The sequence below is a fragment of the Methylobacterium litchii genome (assembly GCF_038442315.1).
In the GTDB taxonomy this organism is placed as follows: domain Bacteria; phylum Pseudomonadota; class Alphaproteobacteria; order Rhizobiales; family Beijerinckiaceae; genus Methylobacterium; species Methylobacterium litchii.
In genome coordinates this window covers 1-21,803 of record NZ_JBBXMY010000007.1, presented here as the reverse complement: position 1 = coordinate 21,803, position 21,803 = coordinate 1, and the positions used below count along the sequence as shown (strand labels likewise).

At 66.4% G+C, this 21,803-nt stretch carries 12 protein-coding genes; 7 read left to right on the top strand and 5 right to left on the bottom strand.

Features of this window, described 5'->3' with window-relative positions; translation table 11 throughout:
- The first annotated feature begins 177 nt into the window (after positions 1-177).
- The 4 genes from AAHF99_RS14150 (at position 178) to AAHF99_RS14135 (ending at position 13,755) form a co-directional block, all read left to right on the top strand.
- Entirely contained in the window at positions 178-471 is a 294-nt protein-coding gene (locus AAHF99_RS14150; protein ID WP_342165030.1) for a helix-turn-helix domain-containing protein, read from the top strand.
- A 668-nt stretch (positions 472-1,139) separates the two neighbouring features.
- Positions 1,140-10,379, top strand: coding sequence for a beta strand repeat-containing protein (locus tag AAHF99_RS14145; RefSeq protein WP_342165029.1), 9,240 nt, complete (start codon positions 1,140-1,142; stop codon positions 10,377-10,379).
- A 275-nt stretch (positions 10,380-10,654) separates the two neighbouring features.
- Positions 10,655-12,412 (top strand): type I secretion system permease/ATPase, encoded by a 1,758-nt coding sequence (locus AAHF99_RS14140; RefSeq protein WP_342165028.1) that lies wholly within the window; start codon positions 10,655-10,657, stop codon positions 12,410-12,412.
- Positions 12,412-13,755, top strand: coding sequence for an HlyD family type I secretion periplasmic adaptor subunit (locus AAHF99_RS14135; protein WP_412759886.1), 1,344 nt, complete (start codon positions 12,412-12,414; stop codon positions 13,753-13,755). Before AAHF99_RS14140 ends, AAHF99_RS14135 begins: the two co-directional genes overlap by 1 nt.
- A gap of 216 nt (positions 13,756-13,971) precedes the next feature.
- Here the strand turns inward: AAHF99_RS14135 and AAHF99_RS14130 are convergent, their stop codons facing one another.
- Positions 13,972-14,592: a tyrosine-type recombinase/integrase gene (locus AAHF99_RS14130; protein WP_342165027.1), complete on the bottom strand. Its 621-nt coding sequence runs from the start codon at positions 14,590-14,592 to the stop codon at positions 13,972-13,974.
- A gap of 261 nt (positions 14,593-14,853) precedes the next feature.
- Between AAHF99_RS14130 and AAHF99_RS14125 the strand changes: the two genes are divergently transcribed.
- Genes AAHF99_RS14125 through AAHF99_RS14115 form a run of 3 tightly spaced genes read left to right on the top strand, consistent with a single transcriptional unit; the run spans position 14,854 to position 18,323 of the window.
- Complete coding sequence (locus AAHF99_RS14125) at positions 14,854-15,759, top strand: hypothetical protein (RefSeq protein WP_342165026.1); 906 nt, start codon at positions 14,854-14,856, stop codon at positions 15,757-15,759.
- Between the two features lie 10 nt (positions 15,760-15,769).
- Positions 15,770-16,243 (top strand): hypothetical protein, encoded by a 474-nt coding sequence (locus AAHF99_RS14120; protein WP_342165025.1) that lies wholly within the window; start codon positions 15,770-15,772, stop codon positions 16,241-16,243.
- Positions 16,244-16,256: 13 nt separating this feature from the next.
- Positions 16,257-18,323, top strand: coding sequence for a hypothetical protein (locus tag AAHF99_RS14115; RefSeq protein ID WP_342165024.1), 2,067 nt, complete (start codon positions 16,257-16,259; stop codon positions 18,321-18,323).
- Between the two features lie 458 nt (positions 18,324-18,781).
- On the opposite strand, the gene AAHF99_RS14110 is transcribed toward AAHF99_RS14115, so the two are convergent.
- The 4 genes from AAHF99_RS14110 to AAHF99_RS14095 form a co-directional block, all read right to left on the bottom strand.
- Positions 18,782-18,991: a hypothetical protein gene (locus tag AAHF99_RS14110; RefSeq protein WP_342165022.1), complete on the bottom strand. Its 210-nt coding sequence runs from the start codon at positions 18,989-18,991 to the stop codon at positions 18,782-18,784.
- Between the two features lie 221 nt (positions 18,992-19,212).
- Positions 19,213-20,067: a hypothetical protein gene (locus tag AAHF99_RS14105; protein WP_342165020.1), complete on the bottom strand. Its 855-nt coding sequence runs from the start codon at positions 20,065-20,067 to the stop codon at positions 19,213-19,215.
- Between the two features lie 219 nt (positions 20,068-20,286).
- Positions 20,287-20,565: a hypothetical protein gene (locus tag AAHF99_RS14100; protein ID WP_342165019.1), complete on the bottom strand. Its 279-nt coding sequence runs from the start codon at positions 20,563-20,565 to the stop codon at positions 20,287-20,289.
- Position 20,566: 1 nt separating this feature from the next.
- On the bottom strand, positions 20,567-21,757 hold the full coding sequence (locus AAHF99_RS14095; RefSeq protein ID WP_342165260.1) for a PGN_0703 family putative restriction endonuclease: 1,191 nt from the start codon (positions 21,755-21,757) through the stop codon (positions 20,567-20,569).
- Between the last annotated feature and the right edge of the window lie 46 nt (positions 21,758-21,803).

Genomic DNA, 21,803 nt, shown 5'->3' with positions numbered 1-21,803 from the left:
CGCGCCGTCGGGGCGCGTGGCGGTAATCGCGTAGGGCGTGAGGAGCTCGCCATCGCTTATGGCGTCGTAGTCGTCGATGTGCACGCCGGTGGCGGCCGGCGCCTCCCGCAGGGTGTGCCGGTGTGCACCACGCCCGGGTGGTTCGACGTGACGCCAACGCTCTCAACCGGCACGTCGGTGAGTGCGTTCGAAGGACGGCCGGGCGACGCGCTGAGCGGGCGCGGTCTCGTCACGTGGAACCTGCGGCGGGTACGGGTGGCGCAGAGAGTAAGCCAGGAGCGACTGGCGGCGGACGCGGGGGTCGACCGGGCCTATCTCGGCGGTCTGGAGCGTCTGACGCGGAACCCGACAGTCGATTTGCTCGACCGGGTGGCGGGCGCGCTCAGCGTGCCGCTGGGCGAGCTGTTCGTGGCGCCGCGGCTGGGGGAAGCGCCGCCGTCGCCGTTGCGGGGCGGCCGACGGAAGGGGTGATCGTCCAGGCCGGAACCGCTGGCTAGCTTAGGGAACGAAGCTACTGCTTTGCGCCAAGAGCAGACATAAGCTCGCTGCCCGAAACCAGACGTTCGGCTTCGCGCCAAATCAGACATTCAAATTTGCTTGAGATCTTCTTGGAAACGGACGTCAGCGATCGCTCCTTAAGCTTAGAGATTTGGATCACATCCATCAACCAATCGGCTACTCCGATATGTATATATTTTTTATATCATTAGTCCGTAATATACTTAGAAATGTTGGCCGTGAACACGTTCTGTTTGTGTGATATATTTAAGATAACTTCATGAAATGATTAACATGCGGAAGATTTCATAAAATTTTTTGTGAGAGCCGTTATACTCATTCGTTCTGGCAGGCTGATCGGGCAAGTAGCGGCTGGATGGCTTCTTTCTAGAACGCCACATACATGACCGGGATAATTTAGCAACTTTGCTTTCCTAAATATCATCAAAGTATCTCACCTATTTGTGATGAGTAAAAATCAAGGGTGAGATTGCAATAGATTGTGCGCAAGATTAATACCCGCTTAAAGCGAGCTCTAAAGCCGCTACTTAGGGGGGTGGCTCGTGGCCGATAACTCAATTTCGACGGCTCGCACCGCTGGCTATACGCTTAAAAGCAATAATAGCGGTGCTGACGATACGTTGACTGTCGCGGCCAGCGGCTCCCTCAAGACCGCAACCACCGCTGTAGGCCTTGATGCGACGAACGCGCCGGCAGGAGCCGGGATCGTCATCAACAACAGCGGTACAATTAGCGCGACGGGCAAGCGCGCCCTCGATGTGACCAGCACGACGGCAGCTGTCGGTACCAAGATCACGCTGAACAATTTCGCCGGGGCTGTGATCTCAACGAGTGGTGGATCGAGCGATAAGGACGACGTTTTCCGCATCGATCCGGATCTGCCGCAGGGCGTGGTCACGGTCTACAACGCCGGCACGATCCAGACGACGGGCACGAGCAACGACAGCCAGGGCCTGCGGTTCGGCAAGGTCTACAGCGACGCCAGCATCACGATCACCAACACCGCGACCGGGCTCATCAAAACGGCGAATGCCGACGCGATTCGGGCTGGCAACAACAGTACCATCACGAATGCCGGCACGATCATCGCGCAAGCTTCGACGGATCCTTCGCCGGGGCCGCTTTACTCGGCGCACAACGCGATCGACATCAGCATCGGCCAGAACGCCACCGTCATCAACACGGGCACGATCACTGGTGACGAGAGCGCGCTCGGCACCGAAGTTAGCTACAACGGTCTCAAGACGGCAGCCACCGATCTGCCTGCCAACTACACGGTGACGAACCGGGCCGGCGGCACCCTCACCGGCAACAATTCCGGGGCCATCGTGTCCACCGGGACGGCGACCGTCGTCAACGAGGCCGGCGGGACCATCAAGGGGCTCGGCGCCGGCAGCTACAACGGCGGCGCCACCGCCTCCAGCAAAGCGAATTACGACGGCGACGGTATCGACGTCGCGGGCCTCGCTCAGATCAGCAATGCCGGCCTGATCCAGGGCGTGCGCTCGGCGGGCATCAACAACACTGGGCGCAACAACTATTCCGAAGGCCTCGACATCGGTGGCGGCACGGTCGTCAATTCCGGGAAGATCGAGGGCGGTTCGTTCGGCATCACCGTCAACAACACGAGCAACAGCGATCAAACCCGTAGCGGTACCGGCGCCCTGACCCTGACCAATCAGGCCGGGGGCGTCATCGTCGGCGACACAGGCTACGCCATCCGCTCCGAGAACAAGACGCCGGACGGAAGCGCCAAGGCCGCGCTGACCAACGATACGGTCACGAATTACGGCACGATCATCGGCAACGGATCGGTGCCGACAAGGACCGTGTACCTCAACGGCGGCACGACGACCGCCGACCCGAACACCATCGGTACCCTGAACGGTGCGACCTATACGAGCGCGGGCAATGCCGGCAGCGCACGCTTCATCCTCGGCGACGGCGCGGCGATCCAGCTCGGCGAGGGCGACGACACGCTCACGAACTATGGGACGATCACCGGCAATTCCGGCCGCGCGATCAGCCTCGAAGGCGGCAACGACACCCTCAACCTGATGACGGGCGGCACCGTCACCGGCCTGATCGACGGCGGCACCGGCACGGACACGCTCAACCTCGGCCTCGGCACCGCCTCCGCGAGCGGCACGCTGGTCAATGTCGTCAATTTCGAGGTGCTGAACGTCACCGGGGGCACCTGGACGGCCGCCGATGCCGAGAGCTTCGCCAACGGCGTCACCATCGCGGCGGGGGCGAAGCTCGTCGTCGGGGCGGCGGGCTCCGTCACGGGTTCGATCACGGACAACGGCACCCTGGCCTTCGCTCACGCCGACACCTTCACCGTCTCGGGAACGATCGGCGGCAGCGGCAGCGTCGTCCAGGCCGGCTCGGGCACCCTGGTGCTCTCGGGGGCCAACACCTATTCCGGCGGCACGGCCCTCAACAGCGGCAGCCTCGACATCGCCGCCGCAGGCGCGGCCGGCAGCGGGGCGATCACCTTCGGCAGTGGCGCCGAGACCCTGCACATCGAGGCGGCCGCCCTGACGCAATCGGGCGGGGCCGCGAGTTTCGGCAACATCCTCGCCAACTTCAACGCCCAGGACACACTCGACATCGGCGGCATCGGCACCGCCACCGGCGTCGCCTACGACGCGACGGCCCATACCCTCACCGTGACCGGCGGCACCGAGACCGTGACGCTTCAGCTCGATGCCGCCGCGACGCCGGGGGCGGGCTATGCTTATGGCGTGGTCTCGGATGGAAACGGCGGCAGCACCATCGCGATCGAGGCAATGCCCACCGTGACGGGGCTCAGCGCCAACCCGGCGAGCGGCGCGCTCAAGGCCGGCCAGATTGTCAACTTCACCCTCACGACGAGTTCGGCCGTCACCGTGTCCGGCGCCGCGCCGGTCCTGCACCTCAACGACGGCGGCACCGCGACCTACGACGCGGTCCATTCCACCCCGACGAGCCTCGTCTTCACCTACACCGTCGCGGGCGGTGAGAACGCCGCCTCCCTCTCCCTTACAGGCGTCGACAACGCGGCGAGCGTGCAGGACGCGGCCCATGTCGGCCTCGACTTCGGTCACGCTTTGAACCAGGCCGGCATCGGCCCGCAAATCGACACGACGCCCCCCGTCGTCGGCTTCACCAGTGCCGGCGGCCTGACCAACCAAGCGACGCAGACCATCTCGGGGACCATCGGCGCGGTCGATGCCGGCGCAACCGTCACGCTCACCGAAGGCGGCACCGTCCTCGGGACCGCGATTGCGGGCAGCGACGGCTCATGGTCCGCCGCAGTGATCTTTACCGGCAACGGCGACCACACGGTCATCGCCTCCGCCACGGACGAGGCCGGCAACACCGGCACAAGCGGCGGCCTGACCTACACCGTCGACACCACGCCGCCGACCGTCACCTTCACCAGCGCTGGCGGCCTCACCAACCACGCGAACCAGACCGTCTCCGGCACGGTCGATTCGGGCCACGCCGGCCTCACGGTCACGATCGCCGAGAACGGCGCCGCCATCGGGTCCGCGACGGTCCAGGCGGACGGGTCCTGGAGCACGGGCGTCTCCCTGTCCGGCGACGGCGTCCACACGCTGCTCGCCTCCGACACCGACCTCGCCGGCAACACCGGCACGAGCGCGCCGCTGCGCTTCACCCTCGACACGGCTGCGCCGGTCATCGCGCTGACCTCGACGGGCGGCCTCACCAACCAGCTGAACCAGACGGTGGCGGGCACGGTCGGCACACAGGATGCGGGATCGACGGTCTCGATCAGCGACAACGGCCAAGTCGTCGGCACCGCGACCGTCCAGACCGACGGGACCTGGAGCACGAAGGTCGTTCTGTCGGGCGATGGGGCCCATACCCTCGTCGCTTCGGACACCGACCAGGCCGGCAATACCGGCCACAGCGCGAACCTTACCTATACCCTCGACACGACCGCGCCGACGGTCGCCGTGACCTCGTCGGGGGGGCTGACGAACCAGTCCGGCCAGACGATCACCGGCACGGTCGGCGCCCAGGACGCTGGCAGCACCGTCACCCTCACGGATGCCGGGCAGGTCGTCGGCACCGCGACGGTCCAGACGGACGGGACGTGGAGCACGAAGGTGACGCTCGCCGGCGACGGCACGCACAGCCTCGTCGCGACGGACACCGACCAAGCCGGCAACACCGGGACGAGCGCCACCGTCTCCTACACCCTCGACACCACGGCCCCGACGGTCACGCTGACCTCGGCCGGCGGGCTCACGAATCAGCCGAACCAGACCGTCACCGGCAAGGTCGGCGTCCAGGACGCGGGCAGCGTGGTGACTGTGACGGACAACGGCCACGCGATCGGCACGGCGACCGTGCAGGGCGACGGGTCCTGGAGCACGAAGGTGACGCTTGCCGGCGACGGCACGCACAGCCTCGTGGCGACGGACACCGATCAGGCCGGCAATACCGGCCACAGCGCCACCGTGACCGCCACCCTAGACACCACGGCACCGGATATCGACTTCACGAGCTACGGCGGCACGGTGCACAGCGCGACCCAGACCGTGCGCGGCACGGTGGGCGTGGAGGACGCCGGCGCGACCGTCACGATCTTCGAGAACCAGCAGCTCGTCGGCACGGCCGTCGTGCGCGGCGACGGGCGGTGGAGCTCCACCGTGACGCTTTCCGGCGACGGCACCCACACTCTGACGGCCTCGGCCACGGATGCCGCCGGCAACACCGGGACGACGGACGAGAGCCTGAGCTACAGCCTGTCCGCAACGTCGCTGACCTTCGACACCGGCAACCTCGTGCTGAGCGTCTACGGCAACAGCGACGGCAGCGGCCCCTACGGCGACAACAACGCCACGCCGATCACCCTGGAGCAGATCACCACGGGGGGCGACCTCGTCAGCCGCTTCGTGCTGCCGCAGACGACGACCGTGACGAACGGCGTTACCAACTCGGTCATCTCCGGCGAGTACGGCTCGTCCTCGGAGGGGTCGCTCCAGCTCTCGGGCGACGGCCACTGGCTGGTCATCGGCGGCTACGGCATCAACGCCGACACCTACAACGACGGCGGCGCGGCGATCTACGGCGACGCGCGCCTCGCCCAGTCGACGAGCGTCCAGGGCGGCCAGTACACCGCCGTCCCACGGGTGATCGCCAAGATCGGCGCGGACGGCAGCGTCGATACCAGCACCATCCTCTACAACGTCTACAACACCAACAACCCGCGCAGCATCGCGACGGTCGACGGCAGCGACTTCTACATCTCGGGCCAGGGCAAGAAGGGCGACACCACGCAGGGCGTCTTCCTCGTGCACGACGGCGGCACCACCGCGACCTCCATCGACCACAGCACCGACACCCGCACCATCGAGATCGTCGATGGCCAGCTCTACGTCTCCCGCGACAGCAAGCAGGGCACGGGCGGCACCTCCAACCTCGGCACCTACGGCGCGCTGCCGACCGGCGCCACGGTGGCGACGCCGCTCAACGGGATCAGCACGAGCGTGCAGCTCGGCACCGGCCAGGGGAACAACGTCAACGGCAGCGCCGTCGGCACGAAGGTCGCCCTCAGCCCCGAGAACTTCTTCTTCGCCAACGCCACGACGCTCTACATCGCCGACAGCGGCAACCCGAAGCAGGGCGGGCTCGGAGACGGCGGCCTGCAGAAGTGGGTGTACCAGGGCTCGCAATGGGTGCTGCAATACACCCTTTCGGATGGGCTCAACCTCGTGCCCAACTCGGCGGCTGAAGGCACCACCGGCCTCATCGGTCTGACCGGCCGGGTCGTCGGAGGGACGGTGGAACTCTACGCCACCAACTCCACGGTCGGCGACACCGACCAGACCTACGTCTTCGGGATCCACGACCAGCTCGCCGCGACCTCCGGGGCCGGGGAAAGCTTCGTCACGCTCGTCACCGCCGACGAGAACACCAACATCCGGGGAATCTCCTTCGCGCCGACCCCCGTGGGCCCGCAGGTCACGCTCACCGCGACAGGCGGCCTGACCAACCAAGCCGCCCAGACCCTCGCCGGCACCGCCGGTAAGGCGCTCGCCGGGACGATCGTCTCGATCCTCGACGGCAACACAGTGATCGGCACGGCGACCGTGCAGGGCGACGGGACCTGGAGCACGAAGGTGACGCTCGCCGGCGACGGCACGCACAGCCTCACCGCCACGGATGCCGACCAGTACGGGACTGTCGGCACCAGCGCCGCCGTCACCTACACCCTCGACACCACCGCGCCGACGATCACGCTCACCTCGGCGGGCGGGCTAACCAACCAGGCGAGCCAGACGATCTCCGGCACGGTCGGCGCTCAGGATGCCGGCACCACCGTCACTGTGACCGAGAACGGCCAAGCCATCGGCACCGCCATCGTCCAAGGCGACGGCACGTGGAGCACGAAGGTGGCCCTGTTCGGAGATGGTACCCACAGCCTCGTGGCGACGGACACCGATCAGGCCGGCAACACCGGCACGAGCACGACCGTCTCCTACACCCTCGACACCGCCGCGCCGGTCGTCACGCTGACTTCGGCCGGTGGGCTGACTAATCAGCCGAACCAGACAGTCACCGGCAAGGTCGGTACGCAGGATGCCGGCACCACGGTCACGCTCTCCGACAACGGTAAGGCCATCGGCACCGCCATCGTTCAGAGCGACGGCACCTGGAGCACCAAGGTGGCTCTGTCCGGCGATGGGACCCACACCCTCGTCGCGACGGACACCGATCAGGCCGGCAACACCGGCACGAGCACGGCCGTCACCTACACCCTCGACACGGCCGCGCCGACGGTCTCGCTGACCTCGGCGGGCGGGCTGACCAACCAGCCGAACCAGACGATCACGGGCTCAGTCGGTGCGCAGGATGCCGGCAGTACCGTTACGCTGACCGACAACGGCAAGGCCATCGGCACCGCCACCGTCCAGGCGGACGGGACGTGGAGCACGACGGTCGCGCTATCGGGCGACGGGGCGCACAGCCTCGTTGCCTCCGACACCGATCAGGCCGGCAACACCGGCACGAGCACGGCCGTTTCCTACACCCTCGACACCGCTGCACCGGTCGTCACGCTGACCTCTGCCGGCGGGCTGACCAACCAGCCGAGCCAGACTATCACCGGCAAGGTCGGCATGCAGGACGCCGGTACCACGGTCACGCTGACCGACAACGGCAAGGCCATCGGTACCGCCACCGTCCAGGGCGACGGCACGTGGAGCACGAAGGTCGCGCTGTCGGGCGACGGCACGCACAGCCTCTTCGCATCCGACACCGATCAGGCCGGCAACACCGGCACGAGCTCGGCAGTTTCCTACACCCTCGACACCACCGCGCCCGTCATCGGGCTGACCTCGGCGGGCGGCCTGACCAACAAGCCGAGCCAGACTATCGCGGGATCGGTCGGTGCGCAGGATGCCGGCTCCACCGTCACGCTGACCGACAACGGCAAGGCTATCGGCAAGGCGGTCGTCCAAGGCGATGGCACATGGAGCGCCAAAGTCACGCTGTCGGGCGATGGCCAGCATAGTCTCGTCGCCTTCGACACCGACAAGGCTGGCAACACCGGAACGAGTGCCGCCGTCACCTACACCCTCGACACGGCCGCGCCGACGGTCTCGCTGACCTCGGCGGGAGGGCTCACCAACCAGACGAACCAGACGATCTCCGGCAAGGTCGGCGTGCAGGATGCCGGCAGCACCGTCACGGTGAACGACAACGGCAAGGCCATCGGCACCGCCACCGTCCAGACGGACGGGACGTGGAGCACGAAGGTCACGTTGTCGGGCGACGGGGCGCACAGCCTCGTCGCGACGGACACCGATCAGGCCGGCAATACCGGCACGAGCTCGGCCGTCACATACACCCTCGACACGGCCGCGCCGACCGTCTCGCTGACCTCGGCGGGCGGCCTGACCAACAAACCGAGCCAGACGATCACCGGCAAGGTTGGGGCGCAGGATGCCGGCACCACCGTCACGCTGACCGACAACGGCAAGGCGATCGGCACGGCGCTCGTCCAGAAGGACGGGACGTGGAGCATCAAGGTGACCCTGTCGGGCGATGGTCCGCACAGTTTCGTCGCCTCCGATACCGACAAGGCTGGTAACACCGGCACGAGTGCCGCCGTCACCTACACCCTCGACACGGCCGCGCCGACGGTCTCGCTGACCTCGGCGGGCGGGCTGACCAACCAGCCGAACCAGACGATCTCCGGCAAGGTCGGCGTGCAGGATGCCGGCAGCACCGTCACGCTCACCGACAACGGCAAGGCCATCGGCACCGCCACCGTCCAGGCGGACGGGACGTGGAGCACGAAGGTCACCTTGTCGGGCGAGGGGACGCACAGCTTCGTCGCCTCCGACACCGACAAGGCCGGCAATACCGGAACGAGCGCGCCCGTCACCTACACCCTCGACACCACCGCGCCGACGATCACGCTGACCTCGGCGGGCGGGCTGACCAACAAACCGAGCCAGACGATCACCGGCAAGGTTGGGGCGCAGGATGCCGGCAGCACCGTCACGGTGAACGACAACGGCAAGGCCATCGGCACGGCGCTGGTCCAGAAGGACGGGACCTGGAGCACCAAGGTGACCCTGTCGGGCGATGGCCAGCACAGCCTCGTCGCCTCCGATACCGACAAAGCCGGCAATACGGGCGTGAGCGCGCCCATCACCTACAGCCTCGACACCACGGCGCCCGTTGCTCCGAGCCTGCTGATCGCGGCTCCGGTGGGCAACGCGCTGCCCCGGCCCGCCTTGACGGGCGTGGCCGAGGCCGGGACGACTGTCTCGCTCTACGATGGCAGCGTCGTGGTTGCGACGGCGGTGGCCGATGCCGCCACCGGAGCCTTCTCCTTCGCGACGTTGCCCGCCTTGAGCGCGGGGACGCACACCCTGACGGCCCGCGCCCAAGACGCGGCGGGTAATCTTAGCGTCAGCTCGATCGCCGAGACCGTCACGGTGAACGGCGCTGGTACGCCGACGGCGGTGACGCAATTCCACGCCGACAAGTCGAAGGACGTGTTCCTGTTCAACGTGACCGGCAAAAGCTACGCGGCAGAGCACGACGTCTACAACGCAGCTCAAACGATCACCGAAGTCACGCGGACCCACACGGACGGCACCTTCGACTACCACTTCGTCCTCGCCGCCGACGGGACCAAAACCACCGATCAGTACGATGCGGGCGGCGTGCTCAGCTCGCATGTCGTTGTCAGCCCCACCGGGCTGTCGGACAGCGTCTCCTACGCCAATGTCGGTGGAAAGGCCGTGCTGGCCTCCAAGACGATTAAATACGCCCCCGGCGGCTCAGAGGTCTCCAACGTCAAGGTCTACGCGACCGCGAGCGGCCAGCCGGTCCTGACGAGCGAGACACAGGTTCACGCCGACCAGTCGAAGGACGTGTACCTGAGCCACATCACCGGCAAGACCTACACCGCCGAGCACGACGCCTATAACGCCGCGGGCAAGCTCGCCTTCGTCGACCAGACGAACGGCGACGGATCCCACGCGCAGACGGCGTCCCTGACCGGTGTGACGCTGACCTCGACGGCCACGGCGAGCGATCTGTTCAAGAGTGTCGGCAGCGATACCTTCGTCTTCGCTGCTGGCTTCGGAAAGGACACGATCCTCAACTTCCGCCCCGGTTCGGCGAGCGGGCACGACACGCTGGTTATCGACCGGTCCGAGTCGTCGAGCTTCGCCGACCTGCAGGCTTCGCACATGAGTATGTCGGGGAACGACACGTTGATCACGCTGAGCTCGACTGACAGCATTTTCTTGAAGAACGTGAAAATCGGCCAGCTCTCATCGGACGACTTCCACTTCCAGGATCACGGCCTCTTCCACGCATAGCGGAAGGTTTCCAGGCGCGCCGGCCGTGGTCCTGTGACCGCGGAAGACGCTCCTGGCGATGACCCCAACGGCGCGTCCCGCCCTCACCTACCCGCCGCCGGACACAGCGTCCGGCGGCGTCCTCCGGGCGCCGGGCTCGCCCGTCGATCTGCCCGGCTCGGGACGGATACCTCGTCCGTCGCCGAGCCCTCATCATCCCTCCACCGCGCGACACCATCGCCCCTTCTTCGCGCGCCGGAGGATCAGCCGCATCCGGGATCCTCGGAGAACACCCCGTGCCGCCCACGACCGAATTGCACCGCGCCCTGCGCACCGTGCGCGCGCCGCTCATCGGCATGGCCGGCCTCAGCGCGCTGGTGAACCTGCTCTATCTCACCGGCTCGTTCTTCATGCTCGAGGTCTACGACCGCGTCGTGCCGAGTCGGTCGCTCCCGACCCTCGTCGGCCTGTGCGTGCTCGCGCTGACGCTCTACGCCTTCCAGGGGGCCCTGGAGACCTTCCGCGCCCGCATCGCCGGCCGTCTCGGGCTCGTCCTCGACGAGCGTCTGGCGCGCTCGGCGTTCGCGCTCACCCTTGAGGCGCCGCTGCGGATGGGGGCCGCCGGCGATGGCCTCTTCGCCATCCGTGACCTCGACCAGATCCGCGTCTTCCTGGCCGGCGGCGGCCCTTCGGCCCTGTTCGACCTGCCGTGGATGCCGGTCTACGTGGCGATCTGCTTCCTGTTCCACCCGCTGATTGGAGCCGCCGCGATCGGCGCGGTCGCGGTGCTGGCCACCCTGACGGCGGCCACCGAGATCGTCACCCGTGCCCTCCACCGGGCTTCGACAATCCACGGCGCCCGGCGGATGGGGCTGGCCGAGGCCGGACGGCGCAACGCCGAGGCGGTGGCGGCGATGGGCATGCAGGGGGCGCTCTTCGCGCAGTACGCCGCCGCCAGCGCCGACTATCTGCATGCTCAGCAGCGCCTCGCCGACCTCACCGGCGGGTTCGGCTCGGCCTCCAAGGTGTTCCGCATGGCCCTGCAGTCGGGGGTGCTGGCGCTCGGCGCGTGGCTGCTGATCGAGGGGCAGGCGTCCTCGGGCATCATGATCGCCGCTTCGATCCTGGTGTCCCGGGCGCTGGCCCCAGCCGAGGTGGCGATCGCCAACTGGAAGGCATTCGTGGCCGCCCGGCAGGGCTGGGCCCGGCTCGCGGCGGCTCTTGCGCGGCTGCCGGCGGAGGCCGACCGCCACGCGCTGGAGCCCCCGCGCAAGAGCCTGACGGTCGAGGCGGTGAGCGTTGCCCCTCCGGGCACGCAGCGCCTCGTGGTGCAGGAGGTCGGCTTCACCCTCGCGGCGGGGCAGGCCCTCGGGGTCATCGGCCCTTCCGCCTCCGGAAAATCAAGCCTCGGGCGAGTGCTCGCCAAGATCTGGACCCCGGCCCGGGGCACGGTCCGCCTCGACGGCGCTGCCCTGGATCAGTGGTCGCACGCCAGCCTCGGGCCCCATCTCGGTTATCTGCCTCAGCACGTCGAGCTCTTCGCCGGCACGATCGCTCAGAACATCGCCCGGTTCGATCCCGCGGCGTCGGCGGAAGCGGTCACCGCGGCGGCTCGGGCGGCCGGCGCGCACGAACTGATCCTGCGCCTGTCGGAGGGCTACGACACGCCGATCGGTCCGGACGGGGCCGGCTTGTCCGCCGGCCAGGGCCAGCGCATCGGCCTCGCCCGCGCGCTGTACGGAAATCCCTTCCTCGTGGTCCTCGACGAGCCCAACGCCAACCTCGACGGCGAGGGCGAGGCGGCCCTGACCCAGGCGATCGCCGGGGTCAGGACGCGCGGCGGGATCTGCGTCGTGATCGCCCACCGCCCAAGCGCGCTCGCCGCGGTCGACCTCGTCCTCGTCATGGGCGAGGGACGCGCCGTGGCGTTCGGTCCGCGCGACGAGGTGCTCCGTCAAGTCATGCGCCCCGCCCCCGTGCCGTCGCCGACAGCGAAAGCTGCCCCGACCGCCAATTCGGAACGTCCCGGCCATCCCCTCAAGGAGAGCGCCTGATGCCCATCGCCCTGTCCTATTTTCCGCCGTCGCCGGCCCCCGCCGCCGGGGCGATGGCCTCCGTGCGGCGCCAATTCGCCATCGTGGCCGGACTCGCCAATGTTCTCGTGGTCGGCATCGGCGGCTGGGCGATCTTCACTACCTTCACCGGGGCAGTGATCGCCCCGGGCCAGCTCGTCGTCGAAAGCGACGTGAAGAAGGTCCAACATCCCACCGGGGGCGTGGTCGGCGCCCTCCTGGTCCGCGAGGGCGACAGGGTGAAGACCGGCGATGTGCTGATCCGCCTCGACGAGACGCAGACTCGGTCCAACCTCGACATCGTGAGCAAGGCCCTCGACGAACTCGCTGCCCGGCGCGCCCGCAACGAGACCGAGCGGGATGGCGCCGCCCAGGTGACCTTCCCGCCCGATCTCCTCGACCGGCGCGAAGGCAGCCCCGAGATCGGCATACTCCTCGATGGCGAGAGCCGGCTTTTCGCCGCGAGGGTCGCCGGCCGTGAGGGCCAACGTGCCCAATTGGCCGAGCGTGCCGCGCAACTGGAGCAGGAGATCAACGGACTGTCCGAGCAGGTCGGGGCGAAGGGCCGCGAGATCGCGCTCATCGGTAGCGAGTTGAAGGGAGTGCGCGATCTCTATGCTAAGAACCTCGTGCCGCTGTCGCGGGTGACGGCGCTCGAACGCGACGCCGCGCGGCTGGAGGGCGAGCGCGGGCAACTTGTGGCCGCCATCGCCTCCTCACGCGGCAAAATCGCCGAGACGCGGCTGCAGAGCCTGCAGGTCGATGCCGAGATGCGGGCCGAAGTGGGCCGCGACCTCGCCGAGATCCGGGGCAAGTGGTCGGAACTCGTCGAGAAACGCGTGGCGGCGCTGGATCAGCTCAAGCGGGTCGAGATGCGGGCGCCGCAGGACGGCATCGTCCATCAGATGAGCGTCCACGCGGTGGGTGGCCTGGTTGTGCCCTCTGAGCCAGCGATGCTGATCGTTCCAAATGCCGACCGGCTGATGGTCGAGGCGCGGATCCAGCCGCAGGATATCGAGAGCGTGCGGCTGGGCCAGCCGGCGCTGCTGCGGCTCAGCGCCTTCAACGCCCGCACTACGCCGGAGATCGACGGCACGGTTGCGCGGATCTCGGCCGACGTGAGCACGGATCCGAAGACAGGGCAGAACTTCTACACGGTGCGGGTGGCGATCCCGCCCGAGCAGATCGCCCGCCTCGGTATGCACGATCGCCTCATTCCCGGCATGCCAGTGGAAGCGCACCTGCAGATCGGCGAGCGCACCGTGATGAGCTATTTGACGAAGCCGCTCACGGATCAGGTCACAAAGGCGTGGCGAGAGCGATGACGGCAAATGTCGCCGTCTTCGCCGACAGAGTTTGCTGCAGTCATGATACTCTGACTGAGCTAAATCATTAAAGTATCGACCGCTCTTCCGCTCGGCGATCATCAAGGCAGACCAGCCGCTTTCGGCCAGTCAAAGTCATTCGTCGCCGATGAACTATGTCTGCTTTTGGACATAGAATTTGGGCCGCGACAGCTTGAGAAACCGTCGCGGCAGTCGTCAAATGTCAGTCTGCTCAGACATCACCAGGGCATCGTCTGCTTCGATGCCGAGGTAGCGCACCGTGCTTTCAAGCTTGGTATGCCCGAGCAATAGCTGACAGGCGCGCAGATTGCCGGTCCGCCGGTAGATAAGCGCAACCTTGGTCCGGCGCAGGCTGTGCGTGCCGTACCCTGCGGGGTCGAGCCCAATCAGCGCCACCCACTCATCGACGAGTCGGCCGTACTGTCGTGTCGTCAGATGTTCGCCAGGACGGCTTCGGCTGGGGAATAGCCAATCCCCAGCACGTAGACCCCGAAGCTTGAGCCAGGCGGCCAATGTCTCTCGTGTTGTCTCTGTCAATTCGAACGGGACCGGTCTGCCCGTTTTCTGTTGCACGATGGTAGGGCGTAGCCGCATGCCATCCCCAAGATGAACATCAGCCACGCGTAGGCGGACGAGGTCGCACCCGCGCAGCTTGCTATCGATTGCGGTGTTAAAAAGGGCGAGGTCGCGTATGCGGCCCTCGTGCTGCAGACGGGTGCGGATCGCCCAGATGTGCTTAGGCTTGAACGGCGGCTTGGGTCCGATGAGGCGTCCAAGGTTCCAGGGCCGGCGGGAGGTGTCGATAGTCGAAGACATGCTGATACTCCGGTTGAGAAGCCATCAGCATCCCTCTCAGACCAGCGATTCGCCCCCACCGCAGCGGTCCAGAAGCCGAAATGGGGTGCTTGCCCGGAAGCGGGCCTTCGCGGCCAGTCTCGATCTCCTCCTTCTCGCACGTATGTGCGCTGCTATATCGTCCTCACCATAAGCTCGATCCGCTTTATCTGTGACAGCCCAAACACATCGTGTTGCAAGGCTTGAGTTGAGCCTGCAGGGTGTATGCACGGGAGACCCTGCATGCATTCTCGATATCAGCGAGCTTGGGGCGGCATCGAGTGGCAGGAGTATGCCTTTCGGCTCGTGCAGATTCGGCACGGAGCGACGAATGTTCAAAGGGTCCCCGACAGGGTCCGAGGAGACGGCGGCCTAGAGTTCTTCACGACTGACGGCTGCTTAATACAGTGTTATGCACCAGAGGAGACCTCTGATACCGCGAAAGCTGCCAGTCGAATGAAAGCAAAGGCGACGAGGGACCTGCTGAAGCTGATTAGTAACCGCAATGTCATTGATAGCATGCTCGGCGGCATTAAGGCGAGTCGTTGGTTTCTTTTATGCCCGTTCCTGGACGACAAATCGGTAATCACTCACGTCCGAAAAAAGGCTAGCGAAGTTGCGGCGAAGGGACTGCCATTCCTCGACGCTGACTTTCAAGGCTTGGTCCATTGCCAGGAGGACTTTGCCTCACAGATAGACCTCCTTCGGGCGCAAGCAGTGGGGCCGCCGATATCTGTGCACCTACCAGACCAGGCCGACGTCGACCGAACGGCGACGTCGGCCGCTTCAGAGACTCTGCTGAGAAAACTTTCGCACGCATTCCCCGGCGCATCTGCTGAGGAGCTTGAACGTAGGAAGATGGAGTTTGTAAAAAGCCTAATTCATCACGAGAATACTTTAAATGCGTTGAAAAATGATCATCCGACGGTTTGGGAGCAAGCCTACCGAACCATAGCATCGGAGGAGAAGCATCTCCTGTTGGTAGGCGCGTCTGGCAACGCCCCACGCGAACAGCTTGTTCGGAGCCTCGACAGGATCACGGAGGGGCTGAAGCACGACTTGCCGACCCTATCGCACTCCATGAAGCAGGACCTCTCCCAGGGGGCTTTGAGCGATTGGTTGATGCGCTGTCCTCTCGACTTCCACTGAGCCTCGCAACATGGCCGACATTGGCAGCGCCGAAGCGTTCTCATTTCGCGAAAGGCCTACCCCGGTACCGGGCGATCTCCGCATCCGCTGGCGGGTCGCCCTACTCTTGCTGCTGCTCATGAGCTCCCGTGGCAAAAAGGCATCCCTCGCAAAGCTCTATGTCCTGTCAGACTCCGTGCAGTCGGCGGAAGCACAATCCGATCTCGTTGCCATTCTCCACCATCAACGCTCGGAGTTGACCTGGCGCCTTCGCGTCGAGCCAGCCCTGGCGCGTGCGCTCGACCTGATGGTTGGCGACAAGCTGGCGGATTGGACGACTGTCAGCGACCGCGTGGGCGTCTGCCTGACCCCTAAGGGCGTAGCGGCAGCGAAGGCAGTCGACGAATGGGAGGATGTCCTGGCGGAGCAGAAGGCGGCCCTGGAAGCGGTTCGGTCCGCCATCACCGAGGCCTTTGTAACCCGCCTCATCTCCGCGAAAGCGTGACGACATGCTTTTATTGGTCGAGCTGAACCTCGTGTCCCGAACGGCAAGCCAAGTCTACTCGGCGCACATCCCGTTCCTCCCGGGACTGAACGTGGTCTTGGCGCCCAACTCAGCCGGGAAATCAACGTGTCTCCAGGCGATCATCTACGCATTGGGACTAGAGCGGATGCTAGGCCCCCGACTCGAAGTTCCTCTCCCCCATGCGATGCGGGAAAAGATTCACGCCGTCCCCGATACGCCCTACGAAGCGGTGGTGGAGTCCTTCGTGGAGCTTACCATCGAAAATACGGCGGCGCGCGTCCGTATCCGTCGGGACATCGTTGGGGGAACGGACAGGAAGCTCATGCGCACGGCTCTCGTGTCCGGTACGTCCGACGATTTCCAATCCGTGACGGAACGGGACTTTTTCCTTCATGACGGCGGGTCCGCCCGAAGGGATGCCGGCTTCCATCGCTTCCTGGCCAAGTTTGTCGGCTGGTCACTGCCGATGGTCCCGCAGTTCGACGGCGGCGAGGTGCCCCTGTACCTCGAAGTCATCTTCCCGCTGTTGTTCGTGGAGCAGAAGCGTGGCTGGTCGGCCATTCAGGGACCGTTACCGACCATGTTCGGCATCCAGGACGTGAACCGCCGCGTCCTGGAGTTCCTGCTAGACCTTCAGATCGGGCACCTTAGGCGTAAGCATGCGGAGTTGAGGACCGTGGTCGCGCAACTCCAGCAGCGCTGGAAGGAGCTCCGAAAGGAAGCCATCGAGAGAGGGGGGCCCGGGACGCGGGTCACGATCCTCGAAGACGAGCCGACCCAGGAGTTCGTCGATGACCCGCGATTGAACGTGGAGACTTTCTCCGACCAGGAATGGGTGCCGCTGGAGGTCGACCTGGACGAGACGCGGAAGGAACTCGCTCTTCGCGAAGCCCAGGAGCTTCCCCAGACCGAGACAGTCGCCGCGGAGCTGGAGACGGAGCTCTCGAAAAAGAGGTCCATCCTTGAGGATCTCACAGCGAACATGGAGGTCTTGCGCCAGGAATGGATGGCCAACCGCGACGACGTCGAGGCCATCCTCCAGCGAATATCGACCCTCCAGACCGACCTTTCGAGAAACCAAGATGCGAAGAAGCTTCGTCGTCTCGGATCGATCCTCGGCTCCGCCGCCGACGAACACAAATGTCCGACCTGTCACCAACATCTCGACGCGGAGTTGCTGCCAACGGTTCCGGTCAGGGCCATGGCCCTCGAAGAGAACATCAGCTTCATCAAGTCCCAGCTCGACCTGTACAAGGTCAGCCTTTCCGTGAGCCGCACGCAGCAAGGCGACATGGACCGACGCTATGCGGCGATCTCCACGCAGGTAGCCGAGATACGCCAGCGCATCAGGGAATTGAGGCAGGCCCTGGTGCAACCGTCCTCAGCCCCGTCCCGGACCTTGATCGAACGCATCGTTCGACTCCAGTCGCGCATCGACAGGCTCACGGCTGTACGGGGCAGCATCGACGCGCTCTTGGACGAGGCCCGGTCCGTGGCGCGCCGGCTGTTGCAGGCGCGGGCGGAAGTGACTGCCCTCAAGCACCAGGACCTAGGAGCGGACGACAAGAACAAGCTCGACACGCTCTTAAAGATTATTCGCGAGCAGTGCAGGATATTTGGCTTCAAGAGTTACAGCCCGAGCGAGATCGAGTTGTCCGATGATAATTTCAGGCCGATACGCGAGGTCGAGGAAAATGGCGAGGTTCGGCAGCGGGAGCTCGGCTTCGAGCTTTCCGCCAGCGACGGCATCAGGCTCAAGTGGGCTTACTATCTCGCCCTCATGGCCGTCGCCGTCGCGCCCCGCGGCGAACATCCCGGTTTGGTGATCTTCGACGAGCCCGGACAGCAAGCCATGGAAGCCGATAGCCTAAGGGCATTTTTTATGTGCGCCGCCGCGATCGGCAAGAAGGGACAGGTCATCACGGCTATCACGACTGAGAAGGCCGAAAGTTTCATCGACGAGGTGGAAGCCAATGGCGCCCACGTCAAGCGGTTTGACGGTCTAGTCCTCCAACCGGTGGACGGCACCTCCCGTCTTAACGAAAGCCTGTTCGACTGACCGCCTCTCTTCGCGTTTCAAACTGTCGTTGCCCGATTCAGGCTGCTGGCACACATTCGACAGACGCAAGCAGACGTTGCGAGGGACTGCTTTGGGTCAGGTTCGGCCTTCACAACACAGCTCACGAAGGGCCGGTGGCGGCCTAAGCGGAGACAGGAACGTGCGGGACCTCAACCGTGCTGCATTGAGCTGAGGTAGTACGTGTTTTCCTTATTTGGGGCCGCCGGGGGATCCTTTGCGAGCTGCTCGCGAAATAGCCGCCCGAACGCGTGAGGAGGCATGCCTGCCACCGCGGCACGGAAGTACTCGACCTCCTCGTCGCGCAGCTGGTCCTTGTCGGGGTCATCGGGGCGCGCACCCCGACACACCCGCAGGTCGGAGGCCGCTTACTGGGACTGCACCGCGAGCGCGGACAGGGTGTGCGTCCACAGCCTGGCATCGGTGCTGCGGAGCATGGCCTAGTCGATGACGTGCTGGGTGTAGGCGGCCACCCAGGTGGCTAGGCGCAGGATGAAGTGACGGGAGTCCGTGTCGAGGTCGGGGGCGAGGCGGGCGAGGAGCGCATCGATGGCCGCGGGGGTGGTGGCGCCCTCCGCGACCACCGTCTCGTGCAGGCGGATCGCGGCGGGGAGAAGAACGTCGAGGAATTGGGTGTCGGTCGCGAGCATGGGCGGGGTGTCCGGACGGCTGTAGGGATCGGTGATGTGCGGCGGGCAGAAGGCGTCGTCGGTCCGGCGTGAAGGGTGCGGGGGGCTGAGCCCGCGGGATCAGTGCGAGCGGTAGGGCAGCGTGTCGTCGTCGGGGGCGTCGATGAACATTGCCGACAGCGGGATTTCGGTGCCAGAGGCCAGCCGCGGGTTGTGGTCCGGCTCACGGGGTGGCGGTGCGGTTAGTTAAGGCACTTGATGCGTTCCCGGCGGATCCTGTCGTTCCCAGCCTCGGTGCCGGCGATGAAGGCGCGCGCGGTGGCGATGCACGCGGCGAGCAGAGCCGCCGCGGCATCGTCGGAGGCTCCCGGCCGACCCTGGGCCTGCTGGCGGGCGACCAGCCGGGCCAGCCGGGCGCGCGCGGCGGCGGTCGACTGCAGGACCCGATCGAGGGGGATCGCGGGGTCGCCGGCGGAGATAATCTCGATGGGGTGGGGGAACGGCGCGTCGTCGTCCTCTTCCTCCTCACCGCTGAGCTTCATGAAGCTTTGGTCGGGTTCGTGGCGGTAACGGGGGTCCTCGCCGTCGCGGGACGGCGCGAGGGCGAGGGCGCGGAGGTCGGCGAGGCAGGCCGTCGCGATGGCCGCGGAGCCGGCCTGAACGGCTTCATAGAGCGCATGGGCGAGGGTCCACGCCTGGAACGGCAGGAGGTCGGCGTCCTGGCGAAAGCATCGGGCGAGCGCGGAGTGAAGCGCCTCGCGCATGCGCGGCGGCGGCGCGAGGTCGAGATGCGCGGTGGCGATGACGACGGGGGCGTAGAGCAGGTCGGTGAGGTCACGGGCGAGCGCGTCGGGGCGGCCGAAGTCGTCGAGGCACGCGTTCATATCGTAGAACGCGCGCTCGAGCTGGTCGTCCACCGGGAGGCGCCCGCGGATGCAGTGCACGAGGGCGGCCGCGACGGCGTCGAGGCAGCAGTCGGCGGCGACCTGCACGTCGTCCGGCGACGCAGCGAACACCGTGAGGGCTGCCGCGAGCGACTCGTGCGGCGTGTCGTCGAGCGGGACGAAGCGAGTGGGATGAACCGTGATGTCCGGCATGGTCTGACCTTTGAGCGCCTCCGAGGTGGGAGAGGTGAGGCGCCGTGTAATATAATCGGTCAAGTTCAGAAGTAATACTGGCGTTTTGCAGAGTCATGCCAGCGTTATGTATTACTGGTTCATCGTAAAGTTTTACTGGCGGCTCGGCCTGTACTGCTGGAGCGAGACGAAAGTAGGGTGTGGTGGTATGCTTGCCCGGAGGGCGGCACGGGAGCGCCCTCAGACGACGCCGAGGCGACGCAGCCACGTGGGGTGGCCGTGCGCGCAGACCCCATCCGGCTCAAGCGGGAAGCAGCCGTCGGTGGCCTCGGCGCAGGCCTCGATGAGCTGGCCGGCCAGCGCGACGAAGTCCGGCTCGCGGCTCGTGAGGTCGGGGTAGGCGCGGCCGATCGCAGGGTCGTGGGTGACGTGCGGCACGGGGGCGTCGTCGGGGTCGTCCCAGATGGTGGTTGGGGATGAGGACGCTGCCGTGGCGGGGAGGACGGATGTACGGGGCATGTCAGCGGCCCTCCGCTGCCGTGTCCCCAGTCGGATTGGCGGTGATGCTGGACGTGGCGGTAGTCGACCTTGCGCGTGCCCGGCGACCGCGGGACGCGGGTGAGGCGCTCGTCCGTGGTGCGGACGTCGGCCGACCGGGCGCCGTCGCGGGACCGGGGCGTGGCCGGGCGGTCCGGCGGCGGGATCGAGTCGGGGCGGGCGCTGATGAAGCCATGGCGGCCGTTGGTGCCGCCGATGTCCCCGGAGATGCAGGCGGGGATGAACGCTGGGGTGGTGGCAGGAGGAGCGGCGCGGCCGGGCCGTTGGGCGGCGGGGACAAAGGGGTGCCGGAGGCGTCCGGCCCGAGGGCGAGCGCTGCGACCCGGTCGAGGTCGAGGTAGCGGGCGTGGAAAGCGCGCGCGGTATCGGTCGCGCCGGCCGCGGCCAGGGCGGTGACGATGGCATCAAGGGTGAGGTGGCTGAAGCCGACGCCGCCCCGGGCGCCGGTGGGGTCGACGAGGTAGGCGCGGTAGGCAGTTGCGGCGGCCGCGACGCGGGGGTTCAGGGCGGGCCCGAGCAGGATGAAGTGCGCGCGGCCGGCGAGCCCGCGGGGGAGGGCGAGGTGGAGGAGAGTATGCTCGCGGCGGAGCTGCTCGAGCCCGGGGCGGTAGAGGGCGGGGGCGTCGGGGTCGACGAACAGGCCGCTGGCGCGGGCGACCTCGTAGTAGCGGTCGCGGTGGGAGGCGCCCGGACCTTGAAGGTTCTCGACGTACTTGCATTCCAGGCCGATGAGGCCGGGGATGCCGTCGGGGTCTACGAAGTCGATCCGGGCATCCCAGGCGGTGCCGTCCCCGAGGAGGGTTGGGTCGTCGCGACCTATGCTGCTCTCAAGCGTGATGCCGGTGATCGTGTGCACGGTATCCGGCATCAGAGTGCGGAACACTGTGGTGGCGAGATCTCGGTCGCGGGCTAGCGGCGCGAGGAGGTTGATCAGGAGACCTTGTGAAGACAGCAGGTGGCCTTGGATCTTGGGGACATCCCAGGCTGAGCCCGGCTCTCTCAGAACGAGGGCGCGATGAAGGAAGGCGCGGGTGGCGGGCTCGAGGAAGGCGGCCCCGGCGCGGGCGGTGTCTGTCAAACAGCGTTGAATTTTGACCCTGGATCGGCGTCGAACTTTGACCCCTCTGACGTGTGTGCCTCGACGCCCCCTGATCAGACCGGCGTAGCGGGTCGGGGTAGCGCAGCCGGGCTGATCAGGG